The sequence below is a fragment of the Pedobacter sp. 22226 genome, from assembly GCF_052045455.1.
Taxonomy (GTDB): Bacteria; Bacteroidota; Bacteroidia; order Sphingobacteriales; family Sphingobacteriaceae; genus Pedobacter; species Pedobacter jeongneungensis.
This window is the reverse complement of record NZ_JBQEPB010000002.1, coordinates 126,051-142,570: the sequence shown is the minus strand read 5'-3', so window position 1 is coordinate 142,570 and position 16,520 is coordinate 126,051. Positions and strand designations below refer to the sequence as shown.

The window sequence follows — 16,520 nt, the reverse complement described above, 5'->3', positions numbered from 1 at the left end:
TTTTAAGTTGTTTAAGCGTTTGTTAATAATCCAGACGCACCCGAGTTGACCCGTTTAACGAAATCACCAAGGGAAAGTCCGGAACCTTTAAAATCACCAATAAAGGCTTCGAGCGCATCAGGATAGGAACCGAACCTTGCTAGATAGTTTTCCACCGCTAGTTTTTCAGGTTTCTCGGTGGTATAGGTCAGGTATTGGGGAAGCGAAGCCTCTACACCATAAACCTCTCCAATGTCGCCCCTTCTGATATACACTTCCTTGAAGGGGCTTCGGCCTTCACGGTTGTCCAGTTGATTGACACTAAAAATCTTGTTCCTTTCACTTTTAGAAATAGAGAGCATTGCTGCAATTTCATCATAATTGTCCCGAAATTTGGCTTGGTCTAGCAGAATTACGGTATCAGAACTGCTTACAATCGTATCTTTTACTATTGCATTACCTACAACATCGGCAAGATCTTGGGTAACCAATATCAGTTCCCCCCAAAATTTTCTGACCGTTTTATCTACATAGACCAGAAAGCCTACCATTAGGGGTGATGAAATGGCTTTCCAAGCTTCTTCGATGACCAATGATTTCCGCTGAAAATTCCGGTAACGCATTTTCTGGATGAAAATGTCCATTATATTGAGCGTGACAATTGCAAAAAGTAAGGCATTTTCCTTAATGCTGTCAATTTCGAAGACAATCAAACGCTCCTTGAGGAGGGATTTATCCGCATCCTCGTTGAGTATAGTACCAAATTCGCCACCACTGCAGAACTTTCGCAGGATGAACCGGAAAGCCTCAAAATCAAAAGGCACGGTATTCTCTTTCATAATCAGCGGGATCTTTTCAATTGCATAAGCATAGAAAGAATCAAAGTTGAGCTTTTTGATCCCTGAAGATTCTCCCATCGAAAACCATTTGGCATAATAGGAAGTAATCACTTCAGAAATCACATCCCTTTCCAGCTGGCTGGCATCCCCCTCAGGCCCCTTTAAACAGACTAGGATCAGTACTAGGATAAATTCCTTCTTTTCGATGTTATATTCTTCCTCACTAATAGCAAAAGGATTCATCGTAATTGGACTATCATCGCTATAGGTGATATACCTGCCACCGGCATAATGGCACAGCCCTGAATATGAGTGACCTGTATCAATGACCACGGTATCCATATTATATAACAGATACTGTTCCATCAGGGAATTCATGAAAAAGGACTTACCTGTACCAGACGGACCAAGAACGAATTTATTCCGGTTTGTGATCCTTCCGGAAGACATCGGCAGATCCGCAAGATCAATAGCGATCGGGATTCCAGACCTGTCAGTAAAACGGACCAGAAATCCTGACTTCTCGTCCCTGGGTAGGCTTTCCTTCAAAAAAAGACATATCGCTGCTTCAGCAGTGGTTAGAAACCAGTCATACTTCCGGAGTTCAGCAGCATTGCCAGGGAGCGCCGTCCTGAACAGCTCAAGCTGGTTATATGCATTCCTGCTAGGGATAATCCCGGCCCGGAACAGCGCGCTTTCGATATAGTTATAAGCCCTGTTGAGCAGTGTTTTTTCTGCACATACAATAATATTAAAATGTGCGTTGATGATTAACCTGCCATCCCTTGCAACCTCGTCCAGCAATAAAGAAATATCTTCTACGCAAAGATTATTCGCAGGGTCTGGTATTCCGCTGTGCCGTTTCCGCTTAAGCTCCATCTGCCGGACAGTTGTAGTCTGCGAAGGGATTTCGAAGACCTGGTTATAAAGAATATTGGAGCAGTTTGGCACTTTAAAAAGAAAAGAAAGGATATCCGTTGGAAATCCCTTTAAGCTTTCTTTATCCGATAGCTTTCCAAATGTCGGAAGCATCGCAGGCAGATCAACCTGGTCGATATTGATCAGCGGTACACAGCGGAAAGAACGCGTTCCGATATTTACTTCGGTATCCGTAGGATTATAATTGTCCAGCGAAATACTTTCTTCCCCGAACTGCATCGCCATGATCTTCATGATAAACATATTGATCTCTCTTTCCCTCATTGCCCTCGGCACCATACCGGAACTGTCAAGCATACCGATAACCTTGGCAACAGTTACCTTAAACTCAGCAAGCGATTTTTTATCGTGTACAAACAATGCCCCTTTTTTTACCTGTCTGGTAATGGTGAGCACCGTTTGGAGCTTGACATATGGCCTTCCTTCAAAGTGCCGGTTGTAACTGTCCTGAAGATATTCTTTTGCAACTTTATATTCATATTCGGCCCTATAAATAATATCCTGCTTCTGGAGGACATGGCCTTCACCGATCACCCGGGCAAGATTGGTGAAAATCTCATGAAAATTATCATAAGCCCGGGGGTCTCCACCAAACCTGAGCACTGGATTGGTAATATCGATCAACACGGAAAATTCTCCGTTGAGTCCATATAAAATATCCAGCTCTGCACCGATATCGATCCCTAAATAGGGTACCCTAAATTCTTTTTGTCTTACCATAAAGATTGATTTTTGAAAGATGGTTGGTCTGGAGATAGATCCCAATAGATCGGGTTTTGTTGTGAAGTCCCTTTTTCTGCTGGATACCGATGTAAAAAAAACCACCTAAGATTAGCGTGAGCATAATTACCGCCCCCACATACATATTGATAAGTGCCATACTTAGCGCACCAATAACTAACGAGAGTAATAGGATGCCTACGCCCCAATAAATAAAACGCCCCTTAAAACCTTTGTAGGTCAAGGGCCGCTGTAGTCCCCTGTAGACCGGAAAAAGCCTTTCCATTGTTACAGCCCGAAAAACGCCTTCACGATAAGGGAGGATAGAACTAGAAAGAGACAGGAGCCTCCCCAACCCATCAGCTCCTTGTTAATGTCCTGATCACCGCTGTTCCACTTGGAATATACGCGGATGCCACCTACAATACCGACCAGTCCACCGATCACAAGGGCAATATTAGTCGCCGGATCTACATAGGTCTTAAGCGTGCTGGTTGCAGTATTCAAACCGTTAACCCCACTCTGTGCCATAACATACCCATTGATTGTGCACAGGTACAGAAAAATGATGAACCTTAGATTTTTGATCTTTCTCATTTGATTGGATTTTAATTGTGAATTATTGGGAAATAAAAAAACCGCCGTTAGCGGTTACAAGAATGTGGATCAGAGTCCGAAAACATGGACCAGAACAATATTGATTACTATAATAAAGAGTGCGGAAAAGAACCAAGCAGGAATGTCAGCACTTACATCCTTTCCCATCTGCATTTTATGGTAAACATGTACTGCGCCTATTATGGAAATAAGAGCAGCCAGTACGTAGGATAGATCGGACATGGAAAAAAACGACTCCCTGATGAAACTCCTTGCCTCTCCCATCTCTGCAATACCAGGTTGCGCCATAGCCCTTGTCAAAATCAATATGCAAACGACCACGGTCAAAAAAACTATATATCTCATGATCAGAAGGATACTGAAGAAGTGTACTCGATAGACTCGGAACGCGCCAGGGCAAAAAGCTCCTTTATCGATACCCCTCCAGAAAAAACAATGGGAGGCTCTTCCATTTCTCCATCACCTAGGAAATAATCGATTTCTTCATCTTCGATTTCCTTGAGCGATACCTTTTCAGCAATAGGAAGATCAATTATGACAGTTGTTTCACTTCGGTTCTCTGTATCTGCCAGCTTCCTGTTTCTCGAAAGATCGAAAGCGATAAGCCCGGAATAATAAAATGCATAGATGCATAATAGCCAGGAAAGAAATTGTATCCAAGTCATAGTTCAAAATTTTCTAACGATGTTTTAATAAACTTTTTAATTTCCGGATGCTGATCGAAGAGTCTATGAAGCGCAAATGCTATCACTTTGTTCATATCAATACCAGAGGCCAGCTTGAGCCGGTTGAGCAACTGCACGGTGTGGCGGTTTAGCCTTGGGTGTAACATGTGCGTATTACCGGTACAATCAAATTCCCGGATAAGCTCAATAATTAGTGTCTCTTTATTTGTAGCTTTTTTCTCAACATCGGGCTTTTTTGCTTTTATTACAGGGTCTTTATTTGATAGATTTACATTCTGGGGGCTGATGGTTTTTCTCAGCGCATCAGCCATTGTTGTTATCTCTACTTTCATATCTGCTATTTTTTATATTTTGGATGCAGTCTCTTCAATATGATCCGAATAGATCTGATCAAATACCGGAAGAATGACGGGGTAAAGGGATAACGGTGTCTGAAACGTGTCCGTCCGTTGGAAATCTACGCGGTCAGAAATCACCGGGGTGATTTTTCCGAATTTGGAAAGCTGGGTTTCTACATCAGAGGCAGTATCATACCTTACATTTCCCTTGATCCTATTCGGGATAAATACCAGTTGTCCGCTTGGATTGATCTTCTTAAGCACGACGGAGAACAACACAGTTGAATCAAAACTGAACTCATCGTAGGCAAAAGGACAAAGGATCAGATCTGCGGCGCTGAATACAGGGATCAGCCCATCATCATCAAGCTTCCCGGGTAGATCGATAATTACGATATGCTCTCTGCTTTTGCTGAGAACTGTGTACATAGAAGGAAAATGTTCCAGACCTGCCGCAATAATTTCATAGTTTTCCGGGTTTTCAGCAGCCTTGGTCTTTTCATATTTTTGGGCCAGCGACTGCTGGTAGTCCATATCGATAACGGTTACCTTCCGCTTTTTAACTAGCGTTAGAAAGTTAGCCAGTAATAGAGTGAGCGTACTTTTCCCCGCTCCACCCTTTTGGTTTCCAATAATAATCAGCATAAAATAATATTTTAAGTTTAACGTGTATTCGTTCGGGCTTTGCCCTTCCGCTGACGGTTACGACCATGGATAGCCTCGTCATCAACATCATCTTTAAGTTCAATCTCCCTTACAGCCTCTTCTATTAAGCCTCCACCCTCCAACTCGGAAAGAATATAATCAACCTCAATCCTGGGATCTGAAAAGGATATTCTATATTCGACAGGTTCAGATTGAATCTGATTATTCGTAGACAGGCCATTCAGTATCTCCCTAATGGGCATTACTTCAGATCCTTTCATTACTGATCTGTTGGTATGATCAATTATGGTATATCCGTATGGATGCTTCGCATCTTTAGAATGAAACTCCAGCTCAATTCCAGATCTCTTGCGCATCATTTTTGAAAGGAGCTCCAATTTTGAGCTGAGATCATCCGTTTGCGAGACTTCATAATTCCCCTGTATATCCACTGAAAGTACTTTTTTGAAAATAGCTTTTAATTGTTGTGCTCTTTTTTTATCAGTACAATACTGATCACAGTTATTTTCAATATCTGCCAGCTTAAATTCACGGACGCTCTTCCCATAATTTAGTATCTGGAAAAGATCTTTTTCTATCCGGACTTCAAACCCCACTTTTTCAAGTAATGTCCTCATCTGGGCAACGGTAGAATGTCGGTAGTGAAAAAAATTTTCTAAATTTTTAATATTGGACTTTTGTTTTTTGCAGACGGTGGATAGCGCTCGTACTGAACGGATTTTCTCAAACGCCGAGGAAATCTTTTTACCACACTTATCAATTCGGGTAGATACAATGTGAACATGATTATTCTCTGTATCATTGTGAAAAATGATGAGATATGGATTCTGTCCATAACCCATTTCCGCAAGCCACTTTCCTGCTGTATCCAAAAGTTCTTCTTTCGAAACCGTTTTGCCCTTAGCAGAGATTACCGCATGAAACTGGGGCTTACTCACCCTTTTGTTAACAGATGATACAGCTTTGAGATAGTTGATATAATCCTGTGAACCAATTTTGTCCAGCCCCATTAGGCTTCCGAAATTTCTGACCTTTAAAAGTTCCCCCTTTCCGGAACGCATCTTCTCATGGTTATATCTTACCCCGGCGAAAGTAGCAGAAGAGCCAAGTATCTTTACGATCATAAAATTTAGGAACTAGGTAACCTGCTCACCAGATCACAGAATTACTACAAATCACTGTAACTGGCATCATAGTTATGCCGTTCTGGTTGAAACCTGTTAGCAGTATCGCAAGCTTTTGAGCTACAGTCATAACCAGAGATCAAAGTATGCGACGAAATAGCTATACAGCTACTGTTGAACTTGCTAACAGCATAACTAGGTAATAGGCTAACGAGTTATAGAAGTAGTCCGGTAACTTTACATCAGTTTAGCTCCCCATCAACTTTAATATTTTTTTTATTTCCAGGTTAAGATTTTTTAAAAGAAGAGAATGCTTATCAAGTTCTTTACTATACCGTGTAAAAATTACCGGGGAGAGCACCCGCTGCTTGTTTAATATATTTGCATACCTGGCAAGCTGATTAATATTATTTCCGGTTCTGGAAAGTTCAAGTCCTATCTGATCAATGCTGGCTAAAACTGAACGCCCGTCAAAAATTAGGGCTACGTTAACTTCAAGCACTCGTTTTCTGATTATATCAGTCCTCTTTAGCCCAAGAAGTTTTTCAAGGGATAAAATGAAGATAAATTCTTCCTCCGAAAACCGCACGCTCAACCTTTTGTTTCTCTTACCGTCTTTGAGAAAAGGCCGACCAACCTGTTTGTTCTTTCTTTCCATCCTGATATCATCTAAAAGAGAAAATGAGTTGCGAGTTTTCTCAGCCCCCAATAGCTCCGCTATGGGGCAAGATTCTTTTTGTGGGAATAATCCACAGGATTATTGTCAGACAAAAAGACATCTTGCGGGTATAAAAAAACTAAGATTTTAATGGCAAACCAAACCAGCAGTATTAGGTGATCACTAAGATGGCGCACAACTTTAGCTGATCTGATTTGACATCATCATTTCCTAGATTGATAGGTCTTACTTTAACATAAATCCGTATTGCATGAATTTGAAGCCCAAACATACTTGAGGCGTCCAAATTCCGGGACCAGCGAATGATTCTTAAAATCAAGACACAAAAAAAGGGGCCAGATGGCCCCTCCTACCTAAACTAAAAACTAAAACAAAAAACAAAGTTTTTAAAAACGGTATACCGGGATTACTCACGTAAGTCCATACGGACCTGGCCGTCGCCTGCCTCTGCGCTTTCGTATTATTGATACAATCTCAACTTCGCAAGAATTTTCCGTTCCTCACGGAAAAATGCTTCATCCCACAATTTCAAAGAACCGATGCTATGCACCTATCTATCTGCCAACGGCAGATAGAACTAATATCGAAAGCAGCTATAAAAACAGCTTCCATAAAAGCAATGCTCAACTTGATCGATTCTGACGAATCTCACTAAGCAGGGCATTTGCTCTCTAGTTATTTCGTTAGTGGCAAAACGGGTTATTCCGTTTCATTGACCAAACGTATCCAGTAATTTAGAGTGATAAAATTTTTGACCTGAATTGGCCTAAATTGGCCGCTAAATGAACCTAAAGTGACCTAAAAGTTCTTTTTCCCCGTCGTGCCATAACCTGTAATTAACATTGTGGCCGAGGTAAACTGGGAATAGATCATCAAGAATTCGGTAAGTGGACCTTTTTAAATCGCAGTGCTAAGTGCACAAATTGATTGATATCATAAGCTTATAAATTTTTCAAACCTTAGCGACAGCTAATAAAATTAGCTCTTTAGAATGTCAGATATATTCATTTTGATCCGCTATTCACGGATGCCAAGGATCTATTCAAACTGATTATTCTGGAAGAATTAGGCTAATAAAAACCATGGATGGAAAGTGAAAAAGACAAAGCTTGATGCTAACAAACGCGCGCATTTGATCTATATTTTTTTTATATTGCATCTGAAGGTTACTATATAACAATATGGCTTTTCTACTTTAATACGAAGGGAAAATTATTTAATCTATAATTAAATGTTATGGGTACATTCAGACTACGTTTTGAAAAAGGAAGGGATGATTGGGAATACGGCTATATCACCCTTAAGATTCTGCAAAACACCAATATTATTTCCGGATCTAAACAAGGTGTGGTAGTTGTTACCACCTATGAAATTCTAGATAAGCAGGATGAACTTAACGAACAGCTTTATAACGGTGAGGCAACCTTAAATTATAGACAGACCCTTTATTTTATCCAGGCGACCGATCATATCTCAAAAATACTCGTTTCAATGGGTGAACCTTTATACTCAAACCTTTTTTCCATCGTGAATGGATTCACTGATCGCTTTAAAAACTTACAGGAATTTGAAACATATTACCTTGACTATTCTACCGGCCTGTTGGCTTTGGTAAAAAGAGAATTTGATAAAGAGCCAGAACTCAAGGGCGCACTGGAAAAATTGCTTAACGACGAATAATCTAGGATTACCACCTAGCTAGATCTCGCCTCAAACTTAAGAACTTTCTCAACTGATACGTAGTTACTTATACCCGCCCCCTCCTTTTACTTTCCAGGAATTCCTCTTGCAGTTCACTTTTGTAGAATCTATCTCCACCGGGAAGCTTGCTGGGTTTTAAAATTCCTTTCCTGACCTTTCTCTTGTAAGTACTATCACTTATCCCAAGATACTCCATCACTTCAAGCCGCGTTAGCATTTGATCCTCGGGCAGTGTTAGGTTGCCATAGGACTTGGAATATATAAGTTGCATAATTTCATAAATTTTCAGCAAGACGTCAAGGATTGCATTCAATTTTTCCATATTAAGTTCCATTAGTTTCAGAAAAAAACCTTTATTTTTATAACCAATTTTTGTTACAAAAAGAAGAAACTATGTCTAATACGTCAAGTTCTAGAAAGGTGGTAGAAATTACCACCCCCCACTAATTTTGATCTAAAACAGAAATCTTGAAAATTAATTATAGAGCTTGAAAGTCTGTTCGTCACGGCAATAATTACCTTCTAAACTTCTACCATTATCCCTGGTGTAAAACAATTTCAATTATTAGAAGTATCAGATAATTTTAGGTTTTTATAACCTAAATGCATTCTCATCCATGAATATCGAACTCGGCTACCTCTATCAGATAATTGATTCAATAACGAATAAATCAATAGCGTTTGCACCAGAAGACAATAGTGAATCTGATATTTTGAATGAGGTAAACAGATTAAAACAAAAAATTCATTCCTGTGTACCGGAGAGCAAATGCGGTTTACAAGATTTTATTCATCTACAGTTAACATCCATTGGCAGAATGATAAACCAGATTGAGGATGTTTTGAAACAAGGGATTGAAAGTGAAGATCATCGCAAGCTGTTAGAAGTTATGTTGTTTTCACTTGAAGAACTCTTAAATTATCTATGGAAATACTATCCTTTAGAATTTGATCTTTCGATTCAGCCATCAACCTCAGCAATGGAAAAGTATCAGCAGGAAAATCAGGAAAAAATTGATGCTGCTCTACATTATATAAATTATCTTGAAATCAGTCAGGATCTAAAAGGAATTATCAGAGATACTCTTTATCTTAAGCTATCAGGCACTACGACTTATAAGTGGATTTCATTTAATTTAGAGCTTATAAATTATCTTTGCGACAACAATGATACCCAGCTTTCAGAAGAAGCTATCATTGGAAGGCTTATTTCAAGACAGTTCAACCATCCCCGTTTCTACGAATTCTGCCACACAGTTGTTATCGAAAAACTCAATAGCCTATCAGCAATATCTGATCACTACCGGGAACTAATTTACATGCGTAAATCCCTAATTCAGATCCCTGCATTTGCTGTTTCCCTATATTCGCCTTTCTCTGAAGCAATAAAAGATTCGCTCTTAAAATTGTTTGATTCTGAGCTTGAGTTTCTAAAAGAATTAGATTTTATAAATACTGAACTGGTAAATTCCGGACTCTTGGATTCAACATACAAAGTGTCACTATCAGTAAAGCAATTGGCCTTTTATATCTTTCTGAATGTTGAGGCTGGAATTATCATAGAGCAAAAGGCGACACGCATACATCAGTATGTCATATCACATGTAAGCACTGCTGAAAAGCCTGAAATTTCAGAAAAAAGTTTTAGCAATGGGTATTACGTACATAATCCTGAAGATATCCGTAGAGTATCTGAAAAATTGGCAAGAATGCTTGCGATCGCTCAAGAAAAATACTAAACTTATTAAAAACTGCTCCAGCTTGCTAAAAATTATGTCTGTAGAAATAAATTTTATTGCGTTCTAGTACGAATTAACAGGCAGGTGGTGGGGGTGGTAAATTCTACCACTTGACCGGTAGGCTTCATGTTGTATAATTTTACATTTATGAATTTTACAACATTTTGCAAGCATCTTGAAGGTTATGGCCATGTTTCCTCTGCCCTAAAGGCCTATCTTAGAATTGCTTTAAAAGACCATAAACTCAAAAACAATGAGTTGCTTGATGGAAATTTGCGCAATAGTTTTCCAATTATATTTGTGAGACGAGGATTATTAAAGACTGAGCTTGAAAGCAAATTAGATCCAGGAAAAAAAATGCTCAGATTTCATTTCGAAGGGTCAATCGTCCCGAATTTGATTGAAAAAAACTTTAATGATTTTAAACTAGAAACCTCTGGTCTGGACGACACCACAATTATGGTAATTTCTAAAGGTCATACACAGAACTTATTTAAACTCTTTCCCGAATTCAATCAGCTGATTACAAATTTATTAGATGAAGTAATATTGGAACATTTTCATCAGACATTTGACACACATCATCTGAAAGGCGAGGAACGGCTGGAGTACCTGTTAAGAAAACATCCCGACATTTTTCAATTGGCCCCGGTCAATGATATTGCAGCATTTATTGGGATGCATGCCAATACGCTCAGCGGGTTAAAAAATAAAAGCTAAATTAATTATGTGCATTTCAGGCATTTTTCTAATGCAGATTAGGTTATTTATTTAAAAAGATAGCTTTTTTCTAATTATCGTTAGCTGCCTTACCAACTTTAACTTATGAGATTTGCTTTACAAAAAGAAGCAAATCATGAAAGATCAATATATAAAGATCGCAACCAGCTTATTAATAATTCTCTGGATTTACACTGCAGGATCTAAGCTTATAGATTACCAGGATTTTAAGCACCAGTTGAGGCTCCAGCATTTTTCATCAACAATGATCAGTATACTGCAGTGGGCAATCCCATTTATAGAGATAATAGCTGCAGCCCTATTGACCTTCTTGCAAACGCGAAGAATTGGTCTTTACCTTTCTACGATTCTATTAATTGCATTTACCGGATATATAACATTAATACTAAGTGGATTTTACATAAAAACACCATGTAGCTGTGGTGGCATTTTAAAATCAATGGGCTGGCGTACACATTTGGTATTTAATATTTTCTTTCTCCTGCTAAATATTGTAACCGTCTACTTTATACATTCTAAAGAAAGGAGGCCAGGAAAAGGATTTGCAATTTGAAATGATTACAGTCTGGAAGCCTTTCTGTTATCGATTACAATAATTTGAACCATAATTCAACTAAACTTTTTTGGATATTTTTTCAAGCAAAAAATACCTACTAAAATATGAATACATTACGCAAAATAGGCTTTGGAGCCTACGCATTACTGTTAGGTTTAACAGTTTTGTTCACGCAGTCTGCATTTAAGGCTGCGAATGGTAAAATTTCAAAATTTGAAGCTTTTACCTTTTATTATCATGGTCCAGCAACTTACACTATCAGTGAGGTTGAGGATGAAAACAATTGGAGCACTACTCCTCCAGAAGACGAATGCAGTGGTAATGATAAAGCTTGTGAGATCACTATTGATCGTAGTTATGTGAATAATCCAGACACTGCGCCAACAGTAAAATCCACTTTGAACCTGACTGCGGGTTTAAGTTCAGCCAGTCTTGCCCGTGTAACCGGGTCTTCGGACGGGTCAATGACTTACGCCAATAATCAGCAGTAAATGAAACTAGGGCAGGACTATCCAGTCCAGCCCTGTTTCCACTATCAATTAACTAATCTAATTTTGTTGCAATCCCTGCTCAATGATGTCAGTTGGCAATGGCAAAGCATAAAACTTGGAATTTGGCTCAAGAGAATATATAACTCCATTTAATGCCCGCTTAAGTGTAATCCCAGCACCTTCCACGTTATATCTTTTGATGTCAGCCCATCTAATATTCCTCATAAGTAATTCCTTCCGCCGCTCTTCCCTGACTTTAGAAAGTGCATCAACTTTCCCTATCGCTGTGACAGGTATAAAAGGAACTGAGTTCTTCCATCTTTTTTTCCTTAATAAATTCAGATCTGTCAAAGCTGCTTCTATATTTCCAAGGTAAGCATTCGCCTCTGCTCTATTTAGGATCATCTCATCCGTTGCCAAACCACTAAAAAAAGTTGTTGAACTTGAGGCATAACTGCCCTTGAATTGCTGATACTGACCATTCGGCCTAAAAAACGCTTTTTTGCGCAGATCATCTGCACTATAGGAGTTGTATAACAGGGTATCAATTTTCCCTCTTGAAGTTGAATGAATTGAAAATCCGAAGTTAAGTTCTGTGTAGAAAATAGTTTCTTTATTAAACCGCTTAAACGGGACATTTAGATCAATCCCCAATAAATCAGTATCTGAATTATAATCTATCAAACTTGACTTTATTTTCAGGCATTCATCGGCATATTTAAATGCGGCAGCGTAATCACCCATGTAGAGCTTCACCCTGCTCAATAAGGCAAACGCAGCTGCCCTGGAAGGCCTTAAGGTATTCTCTCCTACATTTGGCAATAACAATAGCGATTCTTCAATATCCGAGATAACCCTATCTAAGCATTTTTTTACCGTAGCCCGCTCCGATTTGACATTAAAATCGGACGATAGTCTCAAAACAATTCCCAGATCCCTTTCTGAAGTTGCCGGGTTATATGCTAAACCGAATGTTGTAGTCAAGCAATAAAAATAATAACTTCTAAAAAAAAGCGCTGATCCTTTAATATTATCCCACTGTTTTGAGTTTAAGTCATCTCTAGGAATGGTGGGTAGTATCTCAAGACATAAATTGGAATTATACACTGGGAGATAGGCGTCTGACCAGTCATTCCCAAATCTATAGTCTATAGATTTCCAAAGATATACGTCTCTTAGTGTCTGGTTAAATCCACTAAGTGTTGTTGGGAGTAGAAAAAAATCATCTGCTTCGCTTTCTCCATAAGATGGAGTTCTCATCAGGTTCATAGTAGCGCCATCGTCAAGCATTCCCTGGAGGTCGTCTACAGTTTTTGGAACGATTAGTTTGGCATCAGATTTTTTATCGAGGTATTTGTCACAACCAGACAAAATGTTCATGCCCACTAGTATCAATAATATGCTGAATCTGTACATAACGTTTATTTTAAAATTTTTAGCATTAAAAACTTCCCCTGATCCCAAATGTGTAACCCTTAAATGGGTTGATGCGCCCAACATAATCAGGATCGATACCATCCTTGTTTGCCCTCCAGATTATCCCAAGAGATGTGGCATTAAAAAAAAGATCAAAAGTTCGAAACGGAAATCTCCATTTACCCGCATCGAACCTATATCCAAGATTGACATAATCTAACCGGATATTATCACCGCGAATTATGTTGACCTCTGAATTTTGGTAAAAAGAATCACTTAGACCATTTATTGGATAGATAAATGCGGGAACATTGGTGAACGATTCATCCCCCGGCTTCTGCCAGCGCTTCTCATAATCAGCATTTCCAATTCCAGAATTCACTAGAGAATTATAGGAAATAGTCTCTTTTCGCGCGAAATACCCAAACCTATAACTCAGGTTAAAAGATAAAGTTATGTTCTTGAAATTAAACGAATTGATCAAAGAGCCAAAGTAAACTGGACTTGCTGGGCCTATGTACCTGATATTGTCGCCATTTAGATTTCCTTCCGCAGAAATTGCAGCATAATCTGTACTTACGGCTCCCTTTAAGTAACCTTGTGGCAGGCCGCTGGAATTGAGTCCTGCCCACTTATATGCTGCTATTGCATACAAGGGTTTTCCCTCAATGGGTGTAATAGACTGTCCAGCACCCAAAAGCCCAAATATCCCTGTCACACTCTGCCTGTAATATTTAACAGTTTTATTTTCAGAGTAATTAAAATATAGGTCCGTATCCCATTTAACATTACCCGATTGAACATTGAGGGAATGAAATTCTGCATCTACACCATAGCCTTTCATATCAGCCACATTTCTGGTAACATCAGCGGCTCCGCCCCAAGCCGTATAATCGAATGGAGTGAGTCCATATAGATCAGATCCCCTTTTTATGTAATAAGCAATTGAACCTTTAATTCGATCCTTTCTGGTTGCAAAATCAATTTTTATATTTAACTGGGAAAGCTGTTCCCATTTGAGATCGGGATTATTGATCGTTCTAATCCTGACGTATGGTAGTCCAGTAATCGCATTAGAACCATAAAGCCCCACAGGTGATGCCGTTCTTGAAAGGTCTACATTGCCACTATACCCAAATGTTGATGTTAGCCTTAGTATGGGAAGCTCTCTTAAATTATAAAAATTCTCGTCAGAAATAGTCCATCCTAATCCAGCTGACCACAAAGGCTTCCATTTATCATTGGTATTTGCCCCAAAAATATTTGAGCCATCTTTTCTAACACTTGCAGATACTGTATATTTTCCTTTCAGAGAATATACAGCATTTCCGTACAGACTAATAAAACGATAATCAAGTTTTGTGAGTACGTCACCAGAGCTAATCTGATTGGTACTTCCAGTAATAAAATTGGGAAAACTATTAATGTAATCTACGTTCCCGTATGTCAAAGGATCGCCATTATACCCGTAAAATAAATTAGTATTACCATCGGTTCCACTGTTTCTCGCCTCTGCGCCGACAATAATATTAACAGAATGGACACCAAAATTTTTAATTCCATTCAATTGGAATCGGTAGGTCGCAGAGTTAATGTTATTCTGTGCAACCCGTGATATACCTCCCTTGGGAATATTATATTTCACGATACCTGTAGATCTGTTTAATTGGGAATAACTGTTAACAAGATTTCTTGCGTAATAACTGTTTACTGAATAGTCATCTGTTGAGATTTCCTGCTGAAACTGCTGCTGGTATGTAAGATCGGCCGAAAGGAAGGATAGAATTTTATAGTTCAATGATATTGATCCATAGATTTCCCTCCGCTTCTGTTTAAATATTGTATTTTCATATTCATTAGCAGGATAATATTTCCAATCCAACAATTTACCGCCGCCGGCAGTATCAGTATATATTTGCCGATAAACCTGAGCCAACGGAATAGCATTACCCAATTCATCTTCAAATTTCAGATATGTCGGTTGCCTACCTGCAGAACTTAAGCTGCCATAAACGGGTCTTCCATTTTGGAAAGAAGCGGCTGTGAGTAAGATATTGGTTGATAAGGTAAGCTTTGAGCTAACCTTATAACTATGCGCAAAACGTAAGTTAGTTCGCTGAGTGGAGGAATAGCTTTCATCAACCGTCTGATCATGACCTGCTGAAAGTGAGTAAGAATTATTAATAGCTCCCCCCCTTATTGATAATGCATACTGTTGGGTTACGGCGTGTCTGTAAAATGATTTCAGATAGCTATCCCTAACATCTTTGCTTCTTAATAAATCAAGTTGCTTAGTAGCCTCTACATTTGTTAACTTATTAGATCTCAAAGCCAATAATATTTCTACAACAGGGGTCAAAGCCTGATATCCAGTATTAATACGATTGTCAAAAAACCCTTTTTCAAATAACATTTTTTCGACGTCTATATAATCACTCGAGCTCATCGTCCTAAACGAACCTAAATTGGGTTTTTCGTTAACTGTCGTGTTTGCATTGAATGAAACTACGATATCCTGATTATACCGACCTTTTTTGGTAGCGATAACTATAACGCCATTTCCTGCTCTTGCACCCCAAATAGAAGCCGCTGATGCATCTTTAAGAATGGAAATATCCTGAACATCAAAAGGATTAATGTTATTGATATTACCCTCATATATAAATCCATCAACCACGATCAGAGGATCAAGAGGACCATTGATGGTGCCCAGACCACGGATGGATATTCCGGTTGTATTTTGTGGGTTCCCATTAGCTTTCCCAACATTCAGTGTTACACCTGAAGTCTGACCTATAATTCTGTCCAGAATATTGGTTCCCGTTCTTGCATTTAACCTTTTCTCATCGATTACAGAAACACTGCCATTTACCTCATTAGGTCTTACCCGTTGATAACCTGTACTAATCTGCACATCACCAAGATCACGGATTTCAGGCACCATTTTAACTGAGAGATATCTTTTACTTTCTTCAGGATTTCGGATTATTCTACTAACTGTAATATATCCGACTGCATTAAATCTTAACGTATCTGGCAATCTTCTCAACTCAACAATAAAACGTCCAGTTGAATCTGCAGTACGTGTACCGCCTGAACCAGAGCGCAAAATGACATTAACGCCTTTCCCATCTGGAAGAAACACCTGGCCTTTTATTATGTTGCGTCCATCCTGAGTCAGGGGATTCTGAGCAAATACAGAGGAAACTGAAAGCAGGGTCATCAAAAATGCCATGATCCATAGTGCTTTATTACTTAGTCTGTAATTACTAAAATTCATCTTTACCA

At 38.9% G+C, this 16,520-nt stretch carries 17 protein-coding genes; 5 read left to right on the top strand and 12 right to left on the bottom strand.

The annotated features are described in order from the left end of the window. Window positions 1-11: 11 nt before the first annotated feature. The 9 genes from ACTJKC_RS04095 to ACTJKC_RS04055 form a co-directional block, all read right to left on the bottom strand. On the bottom strand, window positions 12-2,477 hold the full coding sequence (locus tag ACTJKC_RS04095) for a TraG family conjugative transposon ATPase (RefSeq protein WP_090985779.1): 2,466 nt from the start codon (window positions 2,475-2,477) through the stop codon (window positions 12-14). Next, on the bottom strand, window positions 2,455-2,763 hold the full coding sequence (locus ACTJKC_RS04090) for a plasmid transfer protein (RefSeq protein ID WP_090985781.1): 309 nt from the start codon (window positions 2,761-2,763) through the stop codon (window positions 2,455-2,457). The genes ACTJKC_RS04095 and ACTJKC_RS04090 overlap by 23 nt, the downstream gene beginning before the upstream one ends. 2 nt (window positions 2,764-2,765) lie before the next feature. After that, window positions 2,766-3,074 (bottom strand): DUF4134 domain-containing protein, encoded by a 309-nt coding sequence (locus ACTJKC_RS04085; RefSeq protein ID WP_090985783.1) that lies wholly within the window; start codon window positions 3,072-3,074, stop codon window positions 2,766-2,768. 69 nt (window positions 3,075-3,143) lie between these two features. Continuing rightward, the gene (locus tag ACTJKC_RS04080) at window positions 3,144-3,440 is read right to left on the bottom strand and encodes a DUF4134 family protein (RefSeq protein ID WP_090985785.1); all 297 of its coding nucleotides are present in this window, start codon (window positions 3,438-3,440) and stop codon (window positions 3,144-3,146) included. Window positions 3,441-3,442: 2 nt separating this feature from the next. Next, window positions 3,443-3,760, bottom strand: coding sequence for a hypothetical protein (locus ACTJKC_RS04075; RefSeq protein ID WP_090985787.1), 318 nt, complete (start codon window positions 3,758-3,760; stop codon window positions 3,443-3,445). Continuing rightward, window positions 3,757-4,113, bottom strand: coding sequence for a hypothetical protein (locus tag ACTJKC_RS04070; RefSeq protein ID WP_090985789.1), 357 nt, complete (start codon window positions 4,111-4,113; stop codon window positions 3,757-3,759). The genes ACTJKC_RS04075 and ACTJKC_RS04070 overlap by 4 nt, the downstream gene beginning before the upstream one ends. A gap of 12 nt (window positions 4,114-4,125) precedes the next feature. Beyond that, complete coding sequence (locus tag ACTJKC_RS04065; protein WP_090985791.1) at window positions 4,126-4,764, bottom strand: ParA family protein; 639 nt, start codon at window positions 4,762-4,764, stop codon at window positions 4,126-4,128. A gap of 17 nt (window positions 4,765-4,781) precedes the next feature. Then, window positions 4,782-5,909: a relaxase/mobilization nuclease domain-containing protein gene (locus ACTJKC_RS04060; protein WP_090985794.1), complete on the bottom strand. Its 1,128-nt coding sequence runs from the start codon at window positions 5,907-5,909 to the stop codon at window positions 4,782-4,784. Between the two features lie 247 nt (window positions 5,910-6,156). Then, window positions 6,157-6,567 carry a plasmid mobilization protein gene (locus ACTJKC_RS04055; RefSeq protein WP_316845006.1) on the bottom strand — a complete coding sequence of 137 codons (411 nt, stop codon included), beginning with the start codon at window positions 6,565-6,567 and terminating at the stop codon, window positions 6,157-6,159. 1,257 nt (window positions 6,568-7,824) lie between these two features. Here ACTJKC_RS04055 and ACTJKC_RS04050 point away from each other — a divergent pair. Then, window positions 7,825-8,268, top strand: a complete 444-nt coding sequence (locus tag ACTJKC_RS04050; protein ID WP_090985798.1) for a hypothetical protein — start codon at window positions 7,825-7,827, stop codon at window positions 8,266-8,268. 67 nt (window positions 8,269-8,335) lie between these two features. Here the strand turns inward: ACTJKC_RS04050 and ACTJKC_RS04045 are convergent, their stop codons facing one another. Then, on the bottom strand, window positions 8,336-8,611 hold the full coding sequence (locus ACTJKC_RS04045; protein WP_090985930.1) for a helix-turn-helix transcriptional regulator: 276 nt from the start codon (window positions 8,609-8,611) through the stop codon (window positions 8,336-8,338). A gap of 295 nt (window positions 8,612-8,906) precedes the next feature. Between ACTJKC_RS04045 and ACTJKC_RS04040 the strand changes: the two genes are divergently transcribed. The 4 genes from ACTJKC_RS04040 to ACTJKC_RS04025 all read left to right on the top strand — a co-directional run bounded on the left by ACTJKC_RS04040 (window position 8,907) and on the right by ACTJKC_RS04025 (window position 11,816). Then, a complete protein-coding gene (locus tag ACTJKC_RS04040) occupies window positions 8,907-10,028 on the top strand; it encodes a hypothetical protein (protein ID WP_090985800.1) in 1,122 nt (373 codons plus the stop codon). A gap of 147 nt (window positions 10,029-10,175) precedes the next feature. Continuing rightward, complete coding sequence (locus ACTJKC_RS04035) at window positions 10,176-10,748, top strand: hypothetical protein (RefSeq protein WP_090985803.1); 573 nt, start codon at window positions 10,176-10,178, stop codon at window positions 10,746-10,748. A 136-nt stretch (window positions 10,749-10,884) separates the two neighbouring features. Then, window positions 10,885-11,322: a MauE/DoxX family redox-associated membrane protein gene (locus ACTJKC_RS04030; RefSeq protein ID WP_090985804.1), complete on the top strand. Its 438-nt coding sequence runs from the start codon at window positions 10,885-10,887 to the stop codon at window positions 11,320-11,322. A 107-nt stretch (window positions 11,323-11,429) separates the two neighbouring features. Next, window positions 11,430-11,816, top strand: a complete 387-nt coding sequence (locus ACTJKC_RS04025) for a hypothetical protein (protein WP_090985806.1) — start codon at window positions 11,430-11,432, stop codon at window positions 11,814-11,816. 57 nt (window positions 11,817-11,873) lie between these two features. Here ACTJKC_RS04025 and ACTJKC_RS04020 read toward each other — a convergent pair whose 3' ends face one another. Together ACTJKC_RS04020 and ACTJKC_RS04015 are read right to left on the bottom strand one after the other, a co-directional pair. Further along, complete coding sequence (locus tag ACTJKC_RS04020) at window positions 11,874-13,232, bottom strand: RagB/SusD family nutrient uptake outer membrane protein (RefSeq protein WP_159435273.1); 1,359 nt, start codon at window positions 13,230-13,232, stop codon at window positions 11,874-11,876. A gap of 25 nt (window positions 13,233-13,257) precedes the next feature. Then, window positions 13,258-16,512, bottom strand: a complete 3,255-nt coding sequence (locus tag ACTJKC_RS04015; RefSeq protein ID WP_316845005.1) for a SusC/RagA family TonB-linked outer membrane protein — start codon at window positions 16,510-16,512, stop codon at window positions 13,258-13,260. Window positions 16,513-16,520 lie beyond the last annotated feature (8 nt).

Bases quoted from the DNA above. Each gene is read 5' to 3' on its own strand.
- ACTJKC_RS04020 (WP_159435273.1), bottom strand. From the start codon at position 13,232: ATGTACAGATTCAGCATATTATTGATACTAGTGGGCATGAACATTTTG.
- ACTJKC_RS04015 (WP_316845005.1), bottom strand. From the start codon at position 16,512: ATGAATTTTAGTAATTACAGACTAAGTAATAAAGCACTATGGATCATG.
- ACTJKC_RS04085 (WP_090985783.1), bottom strand. From the start codon at position 3,074: ATGAGAAAGATCAAAAATCTAAGGTTCATCATTTTTCTGTACCTGTGC.
- ACTJKC_RS04095 (WP_090985779.1), bottom strand. From the start codon at position 2,477: ATGGTAAGACAAAAAGAATTTAGGGTACCCTATTTAGGGATCGATATC.
- ACTJKC_RS04025 (WP_090985806.1), top strand. From the start codon at position 11,430: ATGAATACATTACGCAAAATAGGCTTTGGAGCCTACGCATTACTGTTA.
- ACTJKC_RS04060 (WP_090985794.1), bottom strand. From the start codon at position 5,909: ATGATCGTAAAGATACTTGGCTCTTCTGCTACTTTCGCCGGGGTAAGA.
- ACTJKC_RS04065 (WP_090985791.1), bottom strand. From the start codon at position 4,764: ATGCTGATTATTATTGGAAACCAAAAGGGTGGAGCGGGGAAAAGTACG.
- ACTJKC_RS04050 (WP_090985798.1), top strand. From the start codon at position 7,825: ATGGGTACATTCAGACTACGTTTTGAAAAAGGAAGGGATGATTGGGAA.
- ACTJKC_RS04045 (WP_090985930.1), bottom strand. From the start codon at position 8,611: ATGGAAAAATTGAATGCAATCCTTGACGTCTTGCTGAAAATTTATGAA.
- ACTJKC_RS04055 (WP_316845006.1), bottom strand. From the start codon at position 6,567: ATGGAAAGAAAGAACAAACAGGTTGGTCGGCCTTTTCTCAAAGACGGT.
- ACTJKC_RS04035 (WP_090985803.1), top strand. From the start codon at position 10,176: ATGAATTTTACAACATTTTGCAAGCATCTTGAAGGTTATGGCCATGTT.
- ACTJKC_RS04080 (WP_090985785.1), bottom strand. From the start codon at position 3,440: ATGAGATATATAGTTTTTTTGACCGTGGTCGTTTGCATATTGATTTTG.
- ACTJKC_RS04090 (WP_090985781.1), bottom strand. From the start codon at position 2,763: ATGGAAAGGCTTTTTCCGGTCTACAGGGGACTACAGCGGCCCTTGACC.
- ACTJKC_RS04040 (WP_090985800.1), top strand. From the start codon at position 8,907: ATGAATATCGAACTCGGCTACCTCTATCAGATAATTGATTCAATAACG.
- ACTJKC_RS04075 (WP_090985787.1), bottom strand. From the start codon at position 3,760: ATGACTTGGATACAATTTCTTTCCTGGCTATTATGCATCTATGCATTT.
- ACTJKC_RS04070 (WP_090985789.1), bottom strand. From the start codon at position 4,113: ATGAAAGTAGAGATAACAACAATGGCTGATGCGCTGAGAAAAACCATC.
- ACTJKC_RS04030 (WP_090985804.1), top strand. From the start codon at position 10,885: ATGAAAGATCAATATATAAAGATCGCAACCAGCTTATTAATAATTCTC.